This is a genomic window from Ferruginibacter sp. (assembly GCF_031391665.1).
GTDB lineage: Bacteria > Bacteroidota > Bacteroidia > Chitinophagales > Chitinophagaceae > Ferruginibacter.
This window is the reverse complement of the sequence record NZ_JANMUN010000090.1, coordinates 11,726-28,793: the sequence shown is the minus strand read 5'-3', so window position 1 is coordinate 28,793 and position 17,068 is coordinate 11,726. Positions and strand designations below refer to the sequence as shown.

At 36.9% G+C, this 17,068-nt stretch carries 19 protein-coding genes; 3 read left to right on the top strand and 16 right to left on the bottom strand.

The features are described 5' to 3' along the window. Positions 1–11: 11 nt before the first annotated feature. From nuoH to ACY651_RS06855, 16 genes are all read right to left on the bottom strand, one after another. Positions 12–1,064: an NADH-quinone oxidoreductase subunit NuoH gene (gene nuoH / locus ACY651_RS06930; RefSeq protein ID WP_462251057.1), complete on the bottom strand. Its 1,053-nt coding sequence runs from the start codon at positions 1,062–1,064 to the stop codon at positions 12–14. A gap of 19 nt (positions 1,065–1,083) precedes the next feature. Then, the gene (locus tag ACY651_RS06925) at positions 1,084–2,262 is read right to left on the bottom strand and encodes an NADH-quinone oxidoreductase subunit G (RefSeq protein ID WP_462251055.1); all 1,179 of its coding nucleotides are present in this window, start codon (positions 2,260–2,262) and stop codon (positions 1,084–1,086) included. 234 nt (positions 2,263–2,496) lie between these two features. Then, complete coding sequence (gene nuoF / locus ACY651_RS06920; RefSeq protein WP_462251053.1) at positions 2,497–3,855, bottom strand: NADH-quinone oxidoreductase subunit NuoF; 1,359 nt, start codon at positions 3,853–3,855, stop codon at positions 2,497–2,499. A 136-nt stretch (positions 3,856–3,991) separates the two neighbouring features. Further along, positions 3,992–4,411, bottom strand: a complete 420-nt coding sequence (locus ACY651_RS06915) for a nuclear transport factor 2 family protein (RefSeq protein ID WP_462251051.1) — start codon at positions 4,409–4,411, stop codon at positions 3,992–3,994. Next, a complete protein-coding gene (locus tag ACY651_RS06910; protein ID WP_462251049.1) occupies positions 4,408–4,779 on the bottom strand; it encodes an aspartyl protease family protein in 372 nt (123 codons plus the stop codon). The genes ACY651_RS06915 and ACY651_RS06910 overlap by 4 nt, the downstream gene beginning before the upstream one ends. After that, positions 4,779–5,267 (bottom strand): NADH-quinone oxidoreductase subunit NuoE family protein, encoded by a 489-nt coding sequence (locus ACY651_RS06905; protein ID WP_462251047.1) that lies wholly within the window; start codon positions 5,265–5,267, stop codon positions 4,779–4,781. Before ACY651_RS06905 ends, ACY651_RS06910 begins: the two co-directional genes overlap by 1 nt. A gap of 1 nt (position 5,268) precedes the next feature. Beyond that, a complete protein-coding gene (locus ACY651_RS06900; protein ID WP_462251045.1) occupies positions 5,269–5,742 on the bottom strand; it encodes a hypothetical protein in 474 nt (157 codons plus the stop codon). After that, the gene (locus tag ACY651_RS06895; RefSeq protein ID WP_462251043.1) at positions 5,723–5,950 is read right to left on the bottom strand and encodes a hypothetical protein; all 228 of its coding nucleotides are present in this window, start codon (positions 5,948–5,950) and stop codon (positions 5,723–5,725) included. Before ACY651_RS06895 ends, ACY651_RS06900 begins: the two co-directional genes overlap by 20 nt. A gap of 24 nt (positions 5,951–5,974) precedes the next feature. Beyond that, positions 5,975–7,201 (bottom strand): NADH-quinone oxidoreductase subunit D, encoded by a 1,227-nt coding sequence (locus tag ACY651_RS06890; protein WP_462219939.1) that lies wholly within the window; start codon positions 7,199–7,201, stop codon positions 5,975–5,977. 282 nt (positions 7,202–7,483) lie between these two features. Then, positions 7,484–7,987 carry an NADH-quinone oxidoreductase subunit C gene (locus tag ACY651_RS06885; RefSeq protein WP_462251041.1) on the bottom strand — a complete coding sequence of 168 codons (504 nt, stop codon included), beginning with the start codon at positions 7,985–7,987 and terminating at the stop codon, positions 7,484–7,486. A gap of 75 nt (positions 7,988–8,062) precedes the next feature. Next, positions 8,063–8,626 (bottom strand): NADH-quinone oxidoreductase subunit B, encoded by a 564-nt coding sequence (locus ACY651_RS06880; RefSeq protein ID WP_462219942.1) that lies wholly within the window; start codon positions 8,624–8,626, stop codon positions 8,063–8,065. 86 nt (positions 8,627–8,712) lie between these two features. After that, positions 8,713–9,108, bottom strand: coding sequence for an NADH-quinone oxidoreductase subunit A (locus ACY651_RS06875; protein WP_462251039.1), 396 nt, complete (start codon positions 9,106–9,108; stop codon positions 8,713–8,715). A 126-nt stretch (positions 9,109–9,234) separates the two neighbouring features. Then, complete coding sequence (locus ACY651_RS06870) at positions 9,235–10,980, bottom strand: tetratricopeptide repeat protein (RefSeq protein ID WP_462251037.1); 1,746 nt, start codon at positions 10,978–10,980, stop codon at positions 9,235–9,237. 72 nt (positions 10,981–11,052) lie between these two features. Beyond that, entirely contained in the window at positions 11,053–12,000 is a 948-nt protein-coding gene (locus ACY651_RS06865; protein WP_462251035.1) for a PstS family phosphate ABC transporter substrate-binding protein, read from the bottom strand. Then, positions 12,000–12,257 (bottom strand): hypothetical protein, encoded by a 258-nt coding sequence (locus ACY651_RS06860; RefSeq protein WP_462251033.1) that lies wholly within the window; start codon positions 12,255–12,257, stop codon positions 12,000–12,002. The genes ACY651_RS06865 and ACY651_RS06860 overlap by 1 nt, the downstream gene beginning before the upstream one ends. A gap of 91 nt (positions 12,258–12,348) precedes the next feature. Further along, positions 12,349–13,167, bottom strand: a complete 819-nt coding sequence (locus ACY651_RS06855; RefSeq protein ID WP_462251031.1) for an energy transducer TonB — start codon at positions 13,165–13,167, stop codon at positions 12,349–12,351. A 202-nt stretch (positions 13,168–13,369) separates the two neighbouring features. On the opposite strand from ACY651_RS06855, the gene ACY651_RS06850 reads away from it, so the two are divergent. From ACY651_RS06850 to ACY651_RS06840, 3 genes are all read left to right on the top strand, one after another. Continuing rightward, positions 13,370–13,831 (top strand): low molecular weight protein-tyrosine-phosphatase, encoded by a 462-nt coding sequence (locus ACY651_RS06850; RefSeq protein ID WP_462251029.1) that lies wholly within the window; start codon positions 13,370–13,372, stop codon positions 13,829–13,831. 92 nt (positions 13,832–13,923) lie between these two features. Further along, positions 13,924–15,297, top strand: coding sequence for a histidine--tRNA ligase (gene hisS / locus ACY651_RS06845; RefSeq protein WP_462251027.1), 1,374 nt, complete (start codon positions 13,924–13,926; stop codon positions 15,295–15,297). A 45-nt stretch (positions 15,298–15,342) separates the two neighbouring features. Then, complete coding sequence (locus tag ACY651_RS06840; protein WP_462251025.1) at positions 15,343–17,028, top strand: DUF4836 family protein; 1,686 nt, start codon at positions 15,343–15,345, stop codon at positions 17,026–17,028. Positions 17,029–17,068 lie beyond the last annotated feature (40 nt).

Below are 17,068 nucleotides of genomic sequence, written 5' to 3'. Positions count from 1 at the left end.
TTTATTTTAAATTATTTGTTCAAAAATAAAAGTATTCCCCCGGTTGCCAGCATGTTTACCAAAGCAATTGGTATCAATATCTTCCAGCCAAGATTCATTAACTGATCGTAACGAAAACGTGGTATCGTCCACCGTACCCACATAAATAAAAATAAAAAGGCTGCAATTTTAATTAAGAAACAAAGCACCTGCAACAGCACAGCCCATTGCCCAATACTGTTTTGTAAATTTTGTTCATTTACAAAAGGTATATCGTAGCCACCAAAAAATAATGTAGCCATTATAGCACTGCTGATAAACATGTTGATATACTCTGCAAATAAATAAAAACCCAGTTTCATGGAAGAATATTCCGTATGATATCCGCCGATCAATTCATTTTCTGCTTCGGGCAAATCGAAAGGTGTGCGGTTACATTCTGCAAAAGCACAAATTAAAAATATTAAAAAACCCAAAGGTTGATAAGCCACATTCCACCAGTTACCGGTTTGCTGTTGCAAAACGATTTCTTTAAGGCTCAGGTCGCCTGTTATCAGTATCAATGCAATTAACGAAATACCCATGGCCAGTTCGTAACTGATGATTTGAGAGGCGGCCCTTAAACCTCCCATTAAAGAAAATTTATTATTACTTGCCCAGCTGCCAATCATTATACCATATACGCCTAAACTTAATACCCCAAAAACATACAGGATACCAACATCAACATTAGCAATTTGTAAAGAAATATCCCTGTCGAAAAAATGTACTTTATCGCCCCACGGAATTACCGCACTCGTCATAATTGCAGTTAGCATTGCCATTGACGGGCCAAGAATAAATAAAAATTTTGAAGAAAAATTTGGAATAATCTCTTCTTTAAAAAATAATTTTAAACCGTCGGCTAAGGGTTGCAGTAAGCCAAACGGGCCGGCACGGTTGGGGCCTCTCCTGTCCTGCAAAATAGCTGCCACTTTACGTTCTGCAAAAGTGGTGTACATAGCAATGCCCAGCGATGCCATTACTACAATCAGTATCAACACTAATTTCTCTATTATAAAAGGCCAGTCAATTGCTAAAAGCATAATCCTTTATTAAAATATTTTATTCTTTTATTAATCCCCATTGGGTACTTTCTCCCTCGCCATTTACATGCTCTGCCGATTTTGCAAAATCCTGCATGTGTGCAGGGCCTTCTATCTTACTTAAATGTACCGAAGGATTATTTACCTCACTTACATTATGTATGTTCATTAAAAGCTTGGGCTCACGGCCACCCATAACTTTTTGTATGGTTTCTCCAGGCATTACCATTCCTACATAATGGCCTTGCCCAATTACCGAATGCCTGCTGATAACTGTTGGGCCTTCAATAACCCAATCGTTGGTTTTCTTTTTATCAAAGCGGCAGGTGTTGCATATCCATCCGGGCTTTCCATCATAACTCTGTACTTCGCCCCACTCATCTTTACGTGCAGTTACCCTGTACACTTCATCGCCACGCAGCCATAAAGTTGCTTTGCCGCAGCATTTTGGATTATCGCAGTTGCGGTGTGCTTCTACAGGTTTTGTAAACCATACCCTGTTTTTAAAACGGAAAGTTTTATCGGTTAATGCACCGACAGGGCACACATCAATCATGTTACCACTAAAATCATTTTCAATAGCTTTGGAAATGTAAGTAGATATTTCTGCATGATCGCCTCTGTCTAAAATTCCATGTACACGGTTGTCCGTTAGTTGATCGGCAACATAAGTGCAACGGTAACAAAGTATGCACCTTGTCATGTGCAATTGAATGTACGGGCCAATATCTTCTTTATCAAAAGTTCTTCTTTTAAATTCGTAACGGGTGCCTTCTTTACCATGGTCGTAACCTAAGTCCTGCAAATGACATTCGCCGGCCTGGTCGCAAATGGGACAATCAAGCGGATGATTAATTAATAAAAATTCCACCACACCTGCTCTTGCATCTTTTACTTTATCGCTGGTAATATTTTTTACGATCATGCCATCCATTACATTGGTACGGCAACTGGCCACCAATTTTGGCATTGGCCTTGGGTCGGCAGTAGAACCTGCAGCCACTTCTACCAAACAGGTACGGCATTTACCCCCACTGCCCTGTAACTTGCTGTAGTAGCACATTGCAGGCGGTGTAACATCGCCACCAATTTGGCGGGCAGCATTTAAAACAGTAGTGCCAGGTACCACATCAATAGTGATGTTATCAATGGTAACTTTAAATGTTGTTGGTGTTTCTTTTTTTATTTCGTCTGCCATAATTTTTTTACGCAAAGCCGATAAGGGGCAAAGCCGCAAATTTTATATGTTATAAAAATTATCATTACTTTTTCACGCAAAGCCGGTAAGGGGCAAATACGCAAAGATCATCATTACTTTTTCACGCAAAGTTGCTAAGGAAAAAAGTCGCAAAGATTATCTACGCTTGATAATATCATTTCTTTGCGCCTTACAAACTTTGCGCTTTTGCGTGGTAAACCTTTGCGTGGCATACTACGCAGGCACGGCAACATGAATCGAATCCGCATAATGCGCCAATCCATAATTTTTTCTTAAACATTCATCCGGGTTCAACACATGCCATTCAAACTCATCCCTAAAATGTCTTATCGCGGCTGCAACCGGCCAGGCCGCTGCATCACCTAACGGACAAATAGTATTGCCTTCAATCTTTCTTTGAATATCCCACAGCAAATCTATGTCACTTATTTTGCCTTTACCTTTTTCTATGTTTAATAAAATCTTTTCCATCCAGCCGGTTCCTTCACGGCAGGGGCTGCATTGTCCGCAACTTTCATGACGGTAAAACCTTGCTAAAGTGTAGGTATTTTTTACCACACACTGGTCTTCGTCCAAAACAATAAATCCACCACTGCCCATCATGCTGCCTGTTGCAAATCCCCCATCGCTCAGGCTTTCATAGTTCATTAAACGCTTTTCGCCTTTGGCAGTAGTTAATAATAAATTTGCAGGAAGTATAGGCACTGATGATCCGCCGGGAATACAGGCTTTTAATCTTTTTCCGTTGGGAATACCGCCACACCACTCATCGCTGTAAATAAATTCTTCTACGCTGATGGTCATATCAATTTCGTAAACACCTGGTTTATTAATATTGCCACATGCAGAAATTAATTTTGTACCGGTACTTTTTCCCACACCAATTTTTGCATACTCATCGCCACCATCATTTATTATAGGAACAACTGCTGCAATAGTTTCTACATTATTTACAACTGTTGGTCTTTCCCACACACCTTTTATTGCAGGAAATGGCGGTTTAATTCTTGGGTTGCCACGCTTGCCCTCCAAACTTTCTATCAATGCTGTTTCTTCGCCGCAGATGTAAGCGCCTGCACCACGATGTACATAAATTTCACAATCGAAGCCGCTGCCTAAAATATTTTTTCCGAGAAACCCATGTTGTTTTGCTTCGGCAATAGCCTGTTCTAAAATATCAATAATCCATGCATATTCACCACGTATATAAATGTAACTCACGTTGCTGCCCAATGCAAACGACGACACGATCATACCCTCAATTAAAATATGCGGAATAAATTCCATCAGGTAACGGTCTTTAAAAGTACCGGGTTCGCTTTCATCTGCATTAACTACCAAATGCCTGGGCACACCTTCGGGTTTGGCAATAAAACTCCATTTCATTCCTGCCGGAAAACCTGCGCCTCCACGGCCCCGTAAGCCACTTTTTTTAACTTCATCCACAATTGCCGCAGCATCCATTGTCTTCAACGCTTTTTCCACGCTGCGGTAGCCACCTTCACGACGGTACACATCAAAACCACGGATGCCCGGCACATTTGCGTTTGCTAATAATAATTTTTTACTCATTTGCCCCTATCCCCTAAAGGGGGACTGATTATGTTTTGTTATAGATATTTTGTTACGAACATTTTTTCTTTTTTCAACTTTATTGGCGTCGCACTCTTCAACAATACTTCGTTATTCAACTTTTATCGTAGCTTACTTACGCCTTCACCGCCTGCCTTGCAAACAACACCCAGCGTTTACCTTTCTTCACCCATACTTCTAATACTTTTAAATGGTAAGTATTGGTGGCTTCTTTCATTGTTGCTGTAATGTCTGCTATAAACCGCACATTAGCCATATTGCCATTTATCAACACTGTAATACTGTCTTCTTTAAAACTTTGGTAACTGATATACCCCGTTTCCAAATCTTTAATAATATCAACTTTATTTTCTACCCAGCCATTGCTGTGGCCATAACTTAATGCTTTATCTGTTTGCTGGTTTATAGAAATGGTATTCTTTTTTACCAGCGCCTGGTGAAATTCTTTTACCGTTGCGGTTAGTTTTTCTTCGTCGGTTTGAGCATTGCAAAAAACAAAAGCACATAATAAAAAGGCTGTTATAAAAAATTTCATGGTTTTAGTTTTGCCATTAACATCCTCATTGGGTGCAATGTTCTTGTAAAAGGATTTAAAACTAATCCCAACGATTCTAATGTTGTTGCGCCCAACAAAGGTTCATCTCCTTCTTCACCATATACAACCGGCGCCGGGCCACCTTCTCCTTCAAATTCAAAATAAGCACTGCACACTCTTCTTTTTAAAGTGGTACCATCAGCAAGGGAGAAACTCATTTCTTTATAAGGCTCAATATCCAATGCATCCAATATTTTACCGGGTACTAAACTGTAAATCGCTCCACTGTCAACCAAAAAATTAACTTCCGCAATCTTTTCAGACTTGCGGTGCTCCTTTACTTTTAATATGGCGTTAGTTATTCCCATTAATTTGCTTTTGCCCTGCACTCCTCTATTATCGCATCCACTTTTTCTTTAGTTAAATGTTCCCGGTAATTTTTTCCTAACTGCATCATAGGTGCGTAACCGCAGGCGCCTAAACATTCTACCGTTTTTAAAGTAAACATACCATCGGTGGTGGTTTCTCCAACAGCAATGTTTAATTTTTGCTTGATGTAATCAATAATAGTATCGCTACCGTTTATCATGCAGGGACCGGTCTGGCAAACTTCAAACATGTATTTACCCACAGGTTTTAAATTGTACATGCTGTAAAAACTGGCTACTTCATATACTTCTATTGGTTCAATGTTTAATAGCGTGGCTACATAATCCATCACCGGCACATCCAGCCAGCCGCCAAATTCTTCCTGCGCCAAATGCAATACCGGCAACAAGGCACTTTTTTGTTTGCCTTCGGGATAACGGCTGATGATCTCCGAAACCTTATTTAATTTATCTGATGAAAAAGTCATCCTATTTAAATTTATTACGTTCTTTTAATTTTTTTATATCTAATAAATCCTGATCCCTTCCTGATTTTTCTTTATTTATAAGAAGTTCATTATACCCAATAAAATTTGTTGGCACCCCGTTCATATTCACAATTCGCTTATTTTGAAAAGCAAAATTAAAATCTATACCATTCAAGTCATTTAGAATATCTATTCTTATTGGCGAATAACCCAATTGAGCAATCATGTCGTCCTTTAAAAAATCTTCTGCTTTAAAATTCAGTGAACCAAATCCAAAATCTTTTAAAATTGCTAAAATCTTTCTTGCATTTTCGTCAGTCTTATTTATACAAATATCCAAATCCTTTGTTGTTCTTGGATAGCCATGTACACTAACAGCAAAACCACCAATCACCAAATATTCCAATTCATATTTATTGCAAAGACTAATAAAATCTTCAAAATCCTTTTGAAATTCAGGCATTTTGCTTTTCATAATCTTTTCGTTTAATTATCCCTCCAACTTTTTCAATTCGTGGTAAATTATTTTGTTGTCCATTAAAATAATTTAGTTTTCTCAAATCAAAACATTCTTTCAACAACTCTTCTGCACTTAGTTTGGAGTAATATAAATTATCATTTTGTTCTGCTTCTTTATAAGAAACAAAATTCACCACCATTTTAATATCTCTCTTTATCCTCATTCTTTAATATTAAAACTTACATATTTACGCATCCATCTCCCCCGCAATCAAATTCAAACTGCTCATAGTAATCACCGCATCGCTCAACATACCTCCTTTTACCAATTCCTCAAAAGCCTGGTAATAAATAAAACATGGTCGGCGAAAATGTAAGCGGTACGGCGTTCTTCCACCATCACTTATTAAATAAAACCCCAGCTCGCCATTAGCGCCTTCCACAGAACTGTACACTTCACCGGCCGGAATATCGGTTTCACCCATTACAATTTTAAAATGATAGATGAGTGCTTCCATTTTAGTGTACACATCTTTTTTCTCGGGCAAATAATAAGCAGGTACATCAGCATGAAAAACTTCTGCTTCAGCCCCTTTAAATTGCTGCACTTTTTGGTAAGCCTGTTCAATAATGCTGAGGCTCTGCCACATTTCTTCGTTACGCACTAAAAAACGATCGTAACAATCGCCGGTTTTACCAACAGGAATAATAAAATCAAAATCCTGGTAGCTGCTATAGGGCGTGTGTACCCGAACATCATAATCTACACCGGCGGCACGTAAATTAGGGCCGGTAAACCCATAGTTTAATGCCCTGTCGGCTGCAATGGGACCACAACCAATTGTTCTGTCCATAAAAATCCTGTTACGGGTAAACAGGTTTTCAAATTCTTTTAATTGCTTGGGGTATTCTTTTAAAAATTTTTCTAATTTTTCAAATGCTACAGCAGTAAAATTTCTTTCGAACCCTCCAATGCGGCCAATGGTAGTGGTTAGTCGTGAGCCGCAAATTTCTTCATAAATTTCATAGATCAATTCTCTAAACTGCATCAGGTATAAAAATCCGGAATAAGCCCCGCTATCCACACCCACAATGGAATTACAAATTAAATGATCGCTTATCCGGGCCAGCTCCATAATTATTACCCGTAAATAATCTACCCGTTTGGGCAGGGTTAAGCCTAATAATTTTTCGCAGGTAATATGCCAGCCCATATTGTTGATGGGGGAGGAACAGTAATTTAACCTGTCGGTAAGCGGCGTTATTTGATACAGCGGCCTGCGCTCTGCAATTTTTTCGAAGGCACGGTGAATGTAACCTACTGTGGAAGTAGATTTCATAATGCGTTCGCCATCCAGCTCCAAAATATTTTGAAACACTCCATGCGTTGCAGGATGCGTTGGCCCCAGGTTAAGCGTTGTAGTTTGCTTTTCTATGGAACCTTCGGGTAATAAAATGTGTGATGTATCTGTCATGTTTAAAAATTTCCTTCAGGAAATTTTAATTATCTTTTATTAATTTTTTGTTACCGGCATTCTTTCTTTAATCATCTTCATTGGCGTCGCACTCTTCAACATTATATCTTTATTGAGCTTTAATTGTGTTTTGCAAAAAACTTTCTTCCCTTATGCAAGATTATTTTTATTTTCTACCAATATACTTTTCCAAATCGCTACAAAGTTTCAATTTGCAATTTTATAAAAGAGTCTTAACATTTTATTCTCCAAAGTTACCCTTTAGGGGCGGAGGGGCTACTCTTACCTGCCAAACATCTCATCATCCTTATCAATCCTCGTCTGCTCTTCCAATGGGAATTCTTTACGCATCGGAAAATAATCCATCTCCTCCACGTTCAATATTCTTATTAAATTAGGATGACCTATAAAATTTACCCCGTAAAAATCATAGGTTTCTCTTTCCATAACATTTGCTGCACTGTATAAAGCGGTGGCAGTAAAAACATCGGGCTTTACAATATCTGTAAATACTTTAAACCGTATTCGTACATTATCAACTAAGTTATGCAGGTGATACACCACTGCCAATTCTGCTCCTTTTCTTTCGGGGTAATGCACTGCCTGCAAATCGGTTAAAAACTGAAAACGCAGTTCTGCATCATCAAACAAAAACTGCATTACCTTAATATTAAAATCTTTTGGTGCAGTAAAAGTTAACATGCCATATGGCTCCTGCCAATCGGTTAAATGGTCGCCAAATTTTTCGGTTAGCTTTTGTTTTATATTTTCGTTCGAAAGTGACATTTTAATTATTTCAGATTTTAGATTGACGATTTCAGATTTAAAAAAATCTGAAATATAAAATCGGCAATCGCCAATTTACTGTATGCCGTATCCTGTAAGCAATTCTTTATATTGATCGCTGTGCCTTCTCCTCAATCCTTCTGCATTTACCAAATCCTGTATTTTCATAAATCCATCTAACACGGCTTCGGGCCTTGGCGGGCAACCGGGTATATAAACATCAACAGGAATAACCTGGTCTATACCCTGCAAAACAGAATAACTGTCGAAAATTCCTCCGCTGCATGCACAGGCTCCCATAGCTAAAACCCAGCGAGGCTCTGCCATTTGCAGGTAAACCTGTTTTACAATTGGCCCCATTTTTTTTGCTATGGTTCCCATTACCATTAACAGATCGCACTGGCGTGGAGAAAAGCCCACACGTTCGCTGCCGAACCTGGCTAAATCGTAATGGCTGGCCATAGTTGCCATAAATTCGATACCGCAACAACTTGTTGCAAAAGGTAAAGGCCAGATGGAATTTTTACGGGCAAGGCTCACCACTTTTTCTAAATTGGTAGCCATAAAACCTTCGCCCATGTATCCCTCAGGAATACCCTCAAACTTTATGTGATTATTATATTGTACCGGACGTGACATAATTTAAAATTTTTAATTTTTGAATGGAGAATGTTATTCAATTTAAACATTCGATATTTTACATTGCTCCATTCGATATTGCTGCGTTAATCTTCCCAATCTAAAGCCCCTTTTTTAATTATATAAACAAACCCTGCTAAAAATAAACCTACAAACATAACTACTGCTATAAAACCATCTTTACCCAATTCTTTAAAATTTACCGCATAAGGATAAAAGAAAATAACTTCTACATCGAACAACACAAATAAAATAGCTACTAAAAAGTATTTAACTGCCATCGGCTGGCGGGCATTGCCTTTAATTTCTATACCGCTTTCAAAATTCTGGAGTTTATCAGCGGTTTTTCTTTTGGGCCCCAGATAGTTGCTGAGCACCATTATAGTAATAATTAAACCTGCTGCAAAAAACAGTTGCAAAGCAATAGGTAAATAATTATAGGTATTATTTGTATTGACTGTTTGAAGGAAAAAAAACTGCATTCGGATATTTTATTATAGAATTACCGCAAAAATAAGGCAGCACCAGCAATAATCAATATTATGTAGCACAAAAAACCCCGTTACTTTTTCAATAACGGGGTTTAGTATTTTATTAATTCTTAGCTTTTACTTTTTTTTTGGAGGTGCGGCTTTTATTGCTGGCGTTTTAGCAGGCGTTTTACCACCTGTTGCAGGTTTTGCAGCGGGGGCAGTTCTTGCAGGAGTTGTTCTTGCAGGAGCATCAAATTGTTTTTTTAATGCTAAAACCTCTCCATCTGTTGGCTCTTTAAGTAAATACCTTGCACAATAATCAGATGCACCCTTTTTATCTTTCTTTACATTATAAGTGTATTGAATAAAATATTTGTAGGCATTCAATAAATGTGTTTTTACTTTAGCCGAATCGGTAGCCCATTGTGCTTCGCCAAGATCAATTACTTTTTGATAACTTGGAGCTGCCAGGCCCAGGGCCATGGTTGTATCCATTTTTTCCTGAGATAATGCTGTCATATAATATCCGTAAGTTTCGTTAGGATATTTGGTAATGTATGAACTCCACCCATCTATTGCAGCCTGATAATTTCCACCACGGCTATAGTTTATGGAAGCATTAAAAATATCAGTTTTTGTAGGTGCTTTTTTGGTATCCAGAATTTTTTTATACCAGTTTGCTGCATCTAAATACTGTTTTTGAGTTTCGAACCTTACTGCCATTGTTTTCATCAATGCTACTTTACCAATTTCGGTAGTATCGAAAGTGATACCTTTTTCAATTAATGTGGCTGCAGCAGCTTCGTTGCCCGGAAATTTTAATAAGTTTCTTACATAAAATTCAATATCAGTCGGGCCAACCTTTTCTGGTTTTTGCAATTGAAAGAATTTTTCAAAAGAAGTTTTTGCATTTACTGAATCGTTTAATTTATCGTAAGCATAACCTTTTAAACCATATAAACGAACATCGGGATTTGCACCACCGCCTGTAATACAAGCATCGGCCTGTGTAATTGACTCTGCAAATAAACCCTGGGCATATTTAATAGTAGCCCTGTAATAACAAGATTGTGGTTCATCATCACCCATCAACGTTAAATATTTCTCCAGGTATTCTGCCGATTTTTTTACATCAGTTTTGTAAAATAAATTATACAGGTTATTAAAAACAGGTGCATAATTAGCATCCATCGCAATGGCCTCATTAAAATACCTCATATAAATTTCCGACTGCGTAAAACCTTGGGTTTGATAAATTTTACCAATACGGTATTTTGCCCTTGCATAAGTTGGGTTAACCGTTAAAGCACTTTCGTAAGCCCTTTGTGCACTGCCACCATCAGAAGCCTTACGGTATGCATCGCCTAATAAGGCCCATGTTTCAGGATCTTTAAAGCCTTTTAATGTGGTGGCCAATTTTAATTTGTCAACAGCATAATTTGCATCGCCGTTTTTAGAATCAAAATCGCCATTTGCTAAACCGATTGCATTTAAAACAGCAATATTTTTTCCCTGGCTTAAAGAAATAGCTGTTTCAAAACGGTTACGGGCATCCTGTGTTTTACCTTCCAGCAATTCAATATGCCCGATACCTGCAGTCAACAAAGCATTGTTGCTGTTAGCTTCAAGTGTTTTGCGGTACAATTCTTTTACTGCTGCAATATTTTCTGTTTTATCCGGGCCTAACATTGTTTGGCCAAGCCAGTAAACAGCATCTGCGTTATTTGCATTTGCTGCAACTAATTTTTCAAATACAGCTTTTGCGCTTTTGTATTTTTCGTAATACAAAAACTTTTTGCCTTCATCAATACTTTGTGCATTAATAAAGTTTGCAACCAGCATAGTGGTTAAAAATAATACCGCCGCTTTTATCTTGTTCATTTTATTTTGCTTTTATACTTTACAATGTTATTAATTTTATAGACACTTTCTTCAAAAAACCGAATAATCTTTTTATAATTTTTCGTTGATCTTTACATTTCTTATATAAAAACTCATTTTATGTCCTAAATATGCCCTTCTGAAAATAAGCTGCCCTCTTTCATTTTTTAAAAAACTTGTAAACCCTGTACCAAGCCCTGCACTACTTTCTTTGGCGATGTAATACAAACCACGTACCAAAGGGTATCTTTTAGTTAAGATGCCCAGCTGTGTTGGTTTTACATACATCGAGTCGGCACAGTTATCACATTTTATATACGCCATTTTCACTTTCTTTAACATATTAACCTGTCCTGTATCTTCCGGGTTTCCTATCCAGCTTATCCCAACAAAGCCCACAGCGTTTTCATCAGTAGCAACATATTCCAATACTTCCCTGCTGCTCTTTACCGCTTTTACAACGCTGCTATCGAATTTTTGGCCACGCAATATACTATCGACTGCAAAACGCACTATACTGGTTGCATTCAATCCATCAAAAATAAAAGTTTGTTTTTTACCCATTGCACCCGACAATTGTTTTTTCAACCTGTCGATAGTAAATAAAGTATCGTTGCTTTTACCATTTACCACCACCACAATGGCATCGGATGCAACAGTACCCCAAACGGGTACATAGTTTAAAGTGCTTTTAAAAAAATCTTCTTCTTTTGGATTTAAACCCCGTGTAGCAATAATCATTCTTGTTGCCGAATCGTTTAATATATCTTTAAAGCAATCGGCTTCTGTTTTATAATGGGCAATAATTTTCGCTTTGGGGTAAGAGGCTTCAAAAACTTTTATCTGCTCCTCAATAATTGGTTTGTAAGATTCATCTACACTTATATTAATAGTGCCTTCGGTTGGCGAATCGAGTGCTGTGCCTTTATATTTACTTTTACAGGCTGCAGCAAACAGCGTACAAACAATAATTATAAAGCCGGTACTTTTTTTTATGCTCGTCACGATATTTTTTATCATCAGTCTTTAAAATAATTTTTACTGTACCCTCTGAACATCCTGAACACGCCATAAATCCAACATATTACTGCAAACATTTTCATTAAGTCCGAATCGTATTTGCTTAAAAACTCAATGGAATATTTATTGGGGAACATAAAGAAAAAACCAGCAGCTATAAAAAACACTCCCATAGTATAATTGGTAATGCTCCGCATGCGGATAAGATTTTTATCCCTGTTATTCGGTTCTTCTTTTTCAAATTCTTCCAGTGCCATAAAATATTTTTTTAAAAAAGAACTGTAAGGTGCAAAGCCTTACAGTTTAAAATAATATCGGGATGGCAAATTACATAATTTATGGCGTAAATCAGTTAGCCGGAACAAACTTTACAGGTATCGTAAAATAAACTGATACATTTTGTCCGTTAGTTTTTCCGGGAACCCAGTTGGGCATTTTTTTCAACACCCTTACCACTTCTTTATTAAATTCTTCCCCACCATCCTGTACGGTTACAAAACTTTGTAATTTTCCATCGTAGTCTACCACAAATTTCACTTTTACACTTACTTCTTCTCCTTCTTCCATTTCTTTAGGATTGTTTAAATTTCTTTGTAAAAATTTTCTTAATGCTTCCATTCCGCCGGGATAAGAAGGCATAATATCAGGACTGTAAGTGGGTGTTTTAATATCGATTGCTGGTTTTACAATTACAACATCAGGGCCTTTTTCACCACCCCCAGGTTCTCCATCAAAGGGCTTAATTACACCAGGCCCTTCGGAGCCAGGTACAATATTAGTTACACTAGCAATTTTATCTTTTTCGTCAATTGTTTGTACTGTATCAGCCTTATCTCTAGTTATTACAATATTGGCTACATCCTTTTTTGTAGTAACAGGTTTTTCTATTGCCTTAGTTTTTTCTTTTTGTTCTTTTTTTTCTGGTTTTTTGTCTGCCTCAGCAATGTGTGTAGTTATCGTTTCGTACATTCCATTTTCTGCAACCATTTTCTTTTTAGGAATAAAAGTAAATGCTGATAACACTATTACAAATCCAATCATTACTGCAACCGATTTCATTAACCTGTTATCATAAAATTTACGCAGGTTATAAGCACCGTATTCTTTGTTCCGGTTTTCAAAAAGAATATCTAATACATCGCTTTTCAAAATTAATTCTGTTTTCATTTTGTTAGTTTTAATCCCGACTGTAATTCGAGAGATGAATGAATATTTTTGAAACAAGCGCCTGTTCGTAAATGAGATGATATTGTGTAAAAATTCCATAAAGCAATTTTAGTTTTTGGTTTGGTGCTTGTAATGTTATCGCTTTACTTTTTATTGACCATTGACCATTGACCATTGACTCATTCCCAATTATCTTTGCGCCATGAAAATTTTAATGGTATGCCTGGGCAATATTTGCAGAAGTCCATTGGCAGAAGGAATTTTAAAAAACAAAGCATTGCAAGCCGGATTAAACTGGACGGTGGAAAGTGCAGGCACTAACGGTTATCATAATGGCGAGCCGCCTCATCAAATGAGTATTAAAGTGGGTTTACAAAATGGCATTGATATCAGCGGACAAAGAAGCAGGCAATTTGTTGCTGCAGATTTTGAAAAATATGATATAATTTATGCCATGGCTAAAGATGTGGTGGATGATATGAAGTGGATAGCAAAAGATAAATTCGAACCAGAAAAAGTAGCATTAATATTAAACGAATTGTATCCAGGTGCAAACAAATGTGTACCCGACCCATGGAGTGGTCCCGAAAAAGGCTATCATGAAACGTATAAATTAATTGAACAGGCCTGCGAAAAAATTGTACTTCGAGAAGTTGGTAAATAGATGCTATTTTTGGTTCTCAAAAAAAACAGGTAATCCTTTTTTCAATTTGAAATATTTACTAAGTAAATTACCCCTTATATTCACAACACAACATGATCAATAAACCATCCATACCACAAGGCACCAGGGATTTTTCGGCTCAAACCATCAGGAAAAGAAATTATATTCTCAACACCATAAAAACAGTTTTTGAATTGTATGGGTTTCAACCATTAGAAACACCTGCAATGGAAAACTTAGAAACCTTAATGGGTAAATATGGCGACGAAGGCGATAAATTAATTTTTAAAATTTTAAATAACGGCCTCAACAACGAAAAAAATATTGAAGCGGCAAAAGCAGGTTTTGAAAAAGTTTTAGAGGGGAAAAACAGTGTTGATGTTACAGAGAGAGCTTTAAAATATGATCTTACCATTCCTTTTGCTAGGTATGTGGCCATGAATCATACCAAATTATCTTTCCCATTTAAACGCTACCAGATACAACCGGTATGGCGTGCCGACAGGCCGCAAAAAGGCCGCTACCGTGAGTTTACGCAATGCGATGCAGATGTGGTAGGGAGTTATTCTTTAATGAATGATGTGGAGTTTGCATTAATTTATGATGAAGTTTTTAACCGCCTGGGGTTATTTGACTATGAATTAAAAATAAACAGCCGCAAAATTTTATCGGCATTGGCAAGGGCTTGCAATGCTACCGATAAATTGGTAGTGATTACTACCGCTATTGATAAATTAGATAAAGTAAGCGTAAACAAAGTAAAAGCAGAATTATCAGAAAAAGGATTAACAGAATTTCAAATTGAACTGATTGAAAAATACATTGCCATCAGCGGAACCAACGAAGAAAAAGTAGAACAGTTGATTAATTTGCTGGGCAAAATGCCCGAAACAAAACGTGGCCTTGAAGAAATTAAAAAAATATTGCAACACACAGCAGGCAAAAATGTAGTGGTTGATTTTACACTGGCACGAGGTTTAAATTATTACACCGGAATTATTTACGAAGCTAAAGCACCTGCCATTGTACAAATGGGCAGCATTGGCGGCGGTGGCAGGTACGATGATTTAACAGGTTTGTTTGGCGTGCCCGATATACCCGGTGTGGGCATTAGCTTTGGGGTTGACAGGATTTATGATGTACTGGAAGAATTAAAATTATTTCCGGAAAATTTACAGGTAAGTACAAAAGCTTTGTTTTTTAATATGGGAGAAACTGAAAGTAATTTTGCATTTACTGTAATGCAAAAGCTGCGTAAAGCAGGTGTTGCCTGCGAATTGTTCCATATTGAAGAAACCAAAATTGCCAAACAATTTCGCTATGCAGAAGATAAAAAAATTCCTTTCGCTGTAATTATTGGTAGCAAAGAAATTGAACAAAACTATTGCCAGGTAAAAAATTTAGCCACCGGTGAGCAGCATGTAGTTATTTTTGAAAACTTAATTAATTTTTTTAACAACAATTAAAGGTTACCAAAACATTTTTATCGTATCAACCAAAAAACCAAAAGTATGCAAACAAATTTTCGTAACGCATTATTAACTGTTTCTGCAGTTTTAATATTTGCTTCCTGTACAAAAACTAACAAAGAAGGGAAATTTATTCCAAAAAATGCTGCCATTGCGGTACTTGTAAACGGTGCATCACTCTCCACAAAATTACCATGGGATGATGTAAAACAAAACGAACTGTTTAAACAAATGTATGCCGACACCAGCATTCCTGCATTTGTAAAACTGGCGTTGGATAATCCAGACAACAGCGGCATAGACACCAAAACTGATTTATTATTTTTTTTACAAAAAGATACAATCGGTGGCATTGGCGCTTTTACCGGCACCATTAAAGATGCTGAAAAATTTAAATTATTTACACTTGATGTAACTAAAGGCGGTGTGCAAAGCGAAAGAGATGGCGTTAATTATGTAAGCAAATACCCTGTTTGTGTGGGCTGGAACAAAGAAAGATTTGTGTACCTGGTTGATGCACCGCAAATGAATATGCAAAGTGCCATGAGCAAAGATAGCAATGGTATGTACAAAGAAAAATCACGTGATATTGGTTCCGCATGTAAAATTGTTTTTGATTTAAAAGAAGATAACTCATTGGCAAAAAATGAAAAATTTACAGAGCTTGTAAAGAAAACCGGTGATATACATTTTTGGATGAACAGTGAAGAATTGTATAAGGGTACGGCTTCAATGCCGGCAATGGCCATGTTAAACATCAGTAAATTATACGAAGGCAGTTTTACCGCTGCAACTGTAAATTTTGAAAATGGTAAAATTTTAATGGATGCAAAAAGTTATGCCGGAAAAGAGATGACCGACTTATATAAAAAATACGGCGGTAAAAATATTGATGAGGATATGATTAAGCGCTTACCCTCAAAAGATGTTGCTGCAGTATTTGCCATGAGTTTTAAACCCGAAGGCATAAAAGAATTTTTAAAATTGCTGGGTGTGGAAGCGTATGCTAACATGGGGCTTGCATTTGCAGGTTTTAGTATGGATGATTTTATTAAAGCTAATAAAGGAGATGTATTAATTGCACTTACCGATTTAAAACAAAAAGTATCAACTGATACTTCATCAGCAATAAATAATGCAAAAGGTGATAATATAGAACCCGATATTATTTTTGCCAGTTCTATTGGAGATAAAGAAGCATTTAACCTTTTAATTAAAGCCGGAGAAAAATTAGGGAAAGATGTACCTGCAGGTATTCCTATTGCTTACAAGAGTGATGGAAAATTATTTGCTATTGGTAACTCAAAAGAAAATATTGATAAATATTTTGCAAACAAAGGCAGTAATAATTTTGATTTTTTAAGTAAGATTAACGGCAACCCCTTTGGCGGATATGTAAATTTGCAATTTATTTTAAAAGCTGTAGAAACTAATTTTTCTAAAGACAGTACAGCAAAAGTTGTTTACGATGCCTCCATAAAAATGTGGGATAATGTGTACATGAAAGGCGGCAACTTTGAAGGTGGCGGTATAACACAAACAATGGAAATAAACTTAATGGACAAAAGCACCAACAGTTTAAAACAATTGAATCAATACCTGGGCCTGCTGAGTAAAATAAAAATGGAAGAGGATAAAAAGCGCAGAACAGTTGACGTGAATTTTGAAGAACTTAATAAAGGTGATATTGCTGTTCCTGTAGCTCCCGCTGTAAAAGAAGGAAATTAATTATAGTGTATCCGCTGAAGGAAAACAACTTCAGCGGATA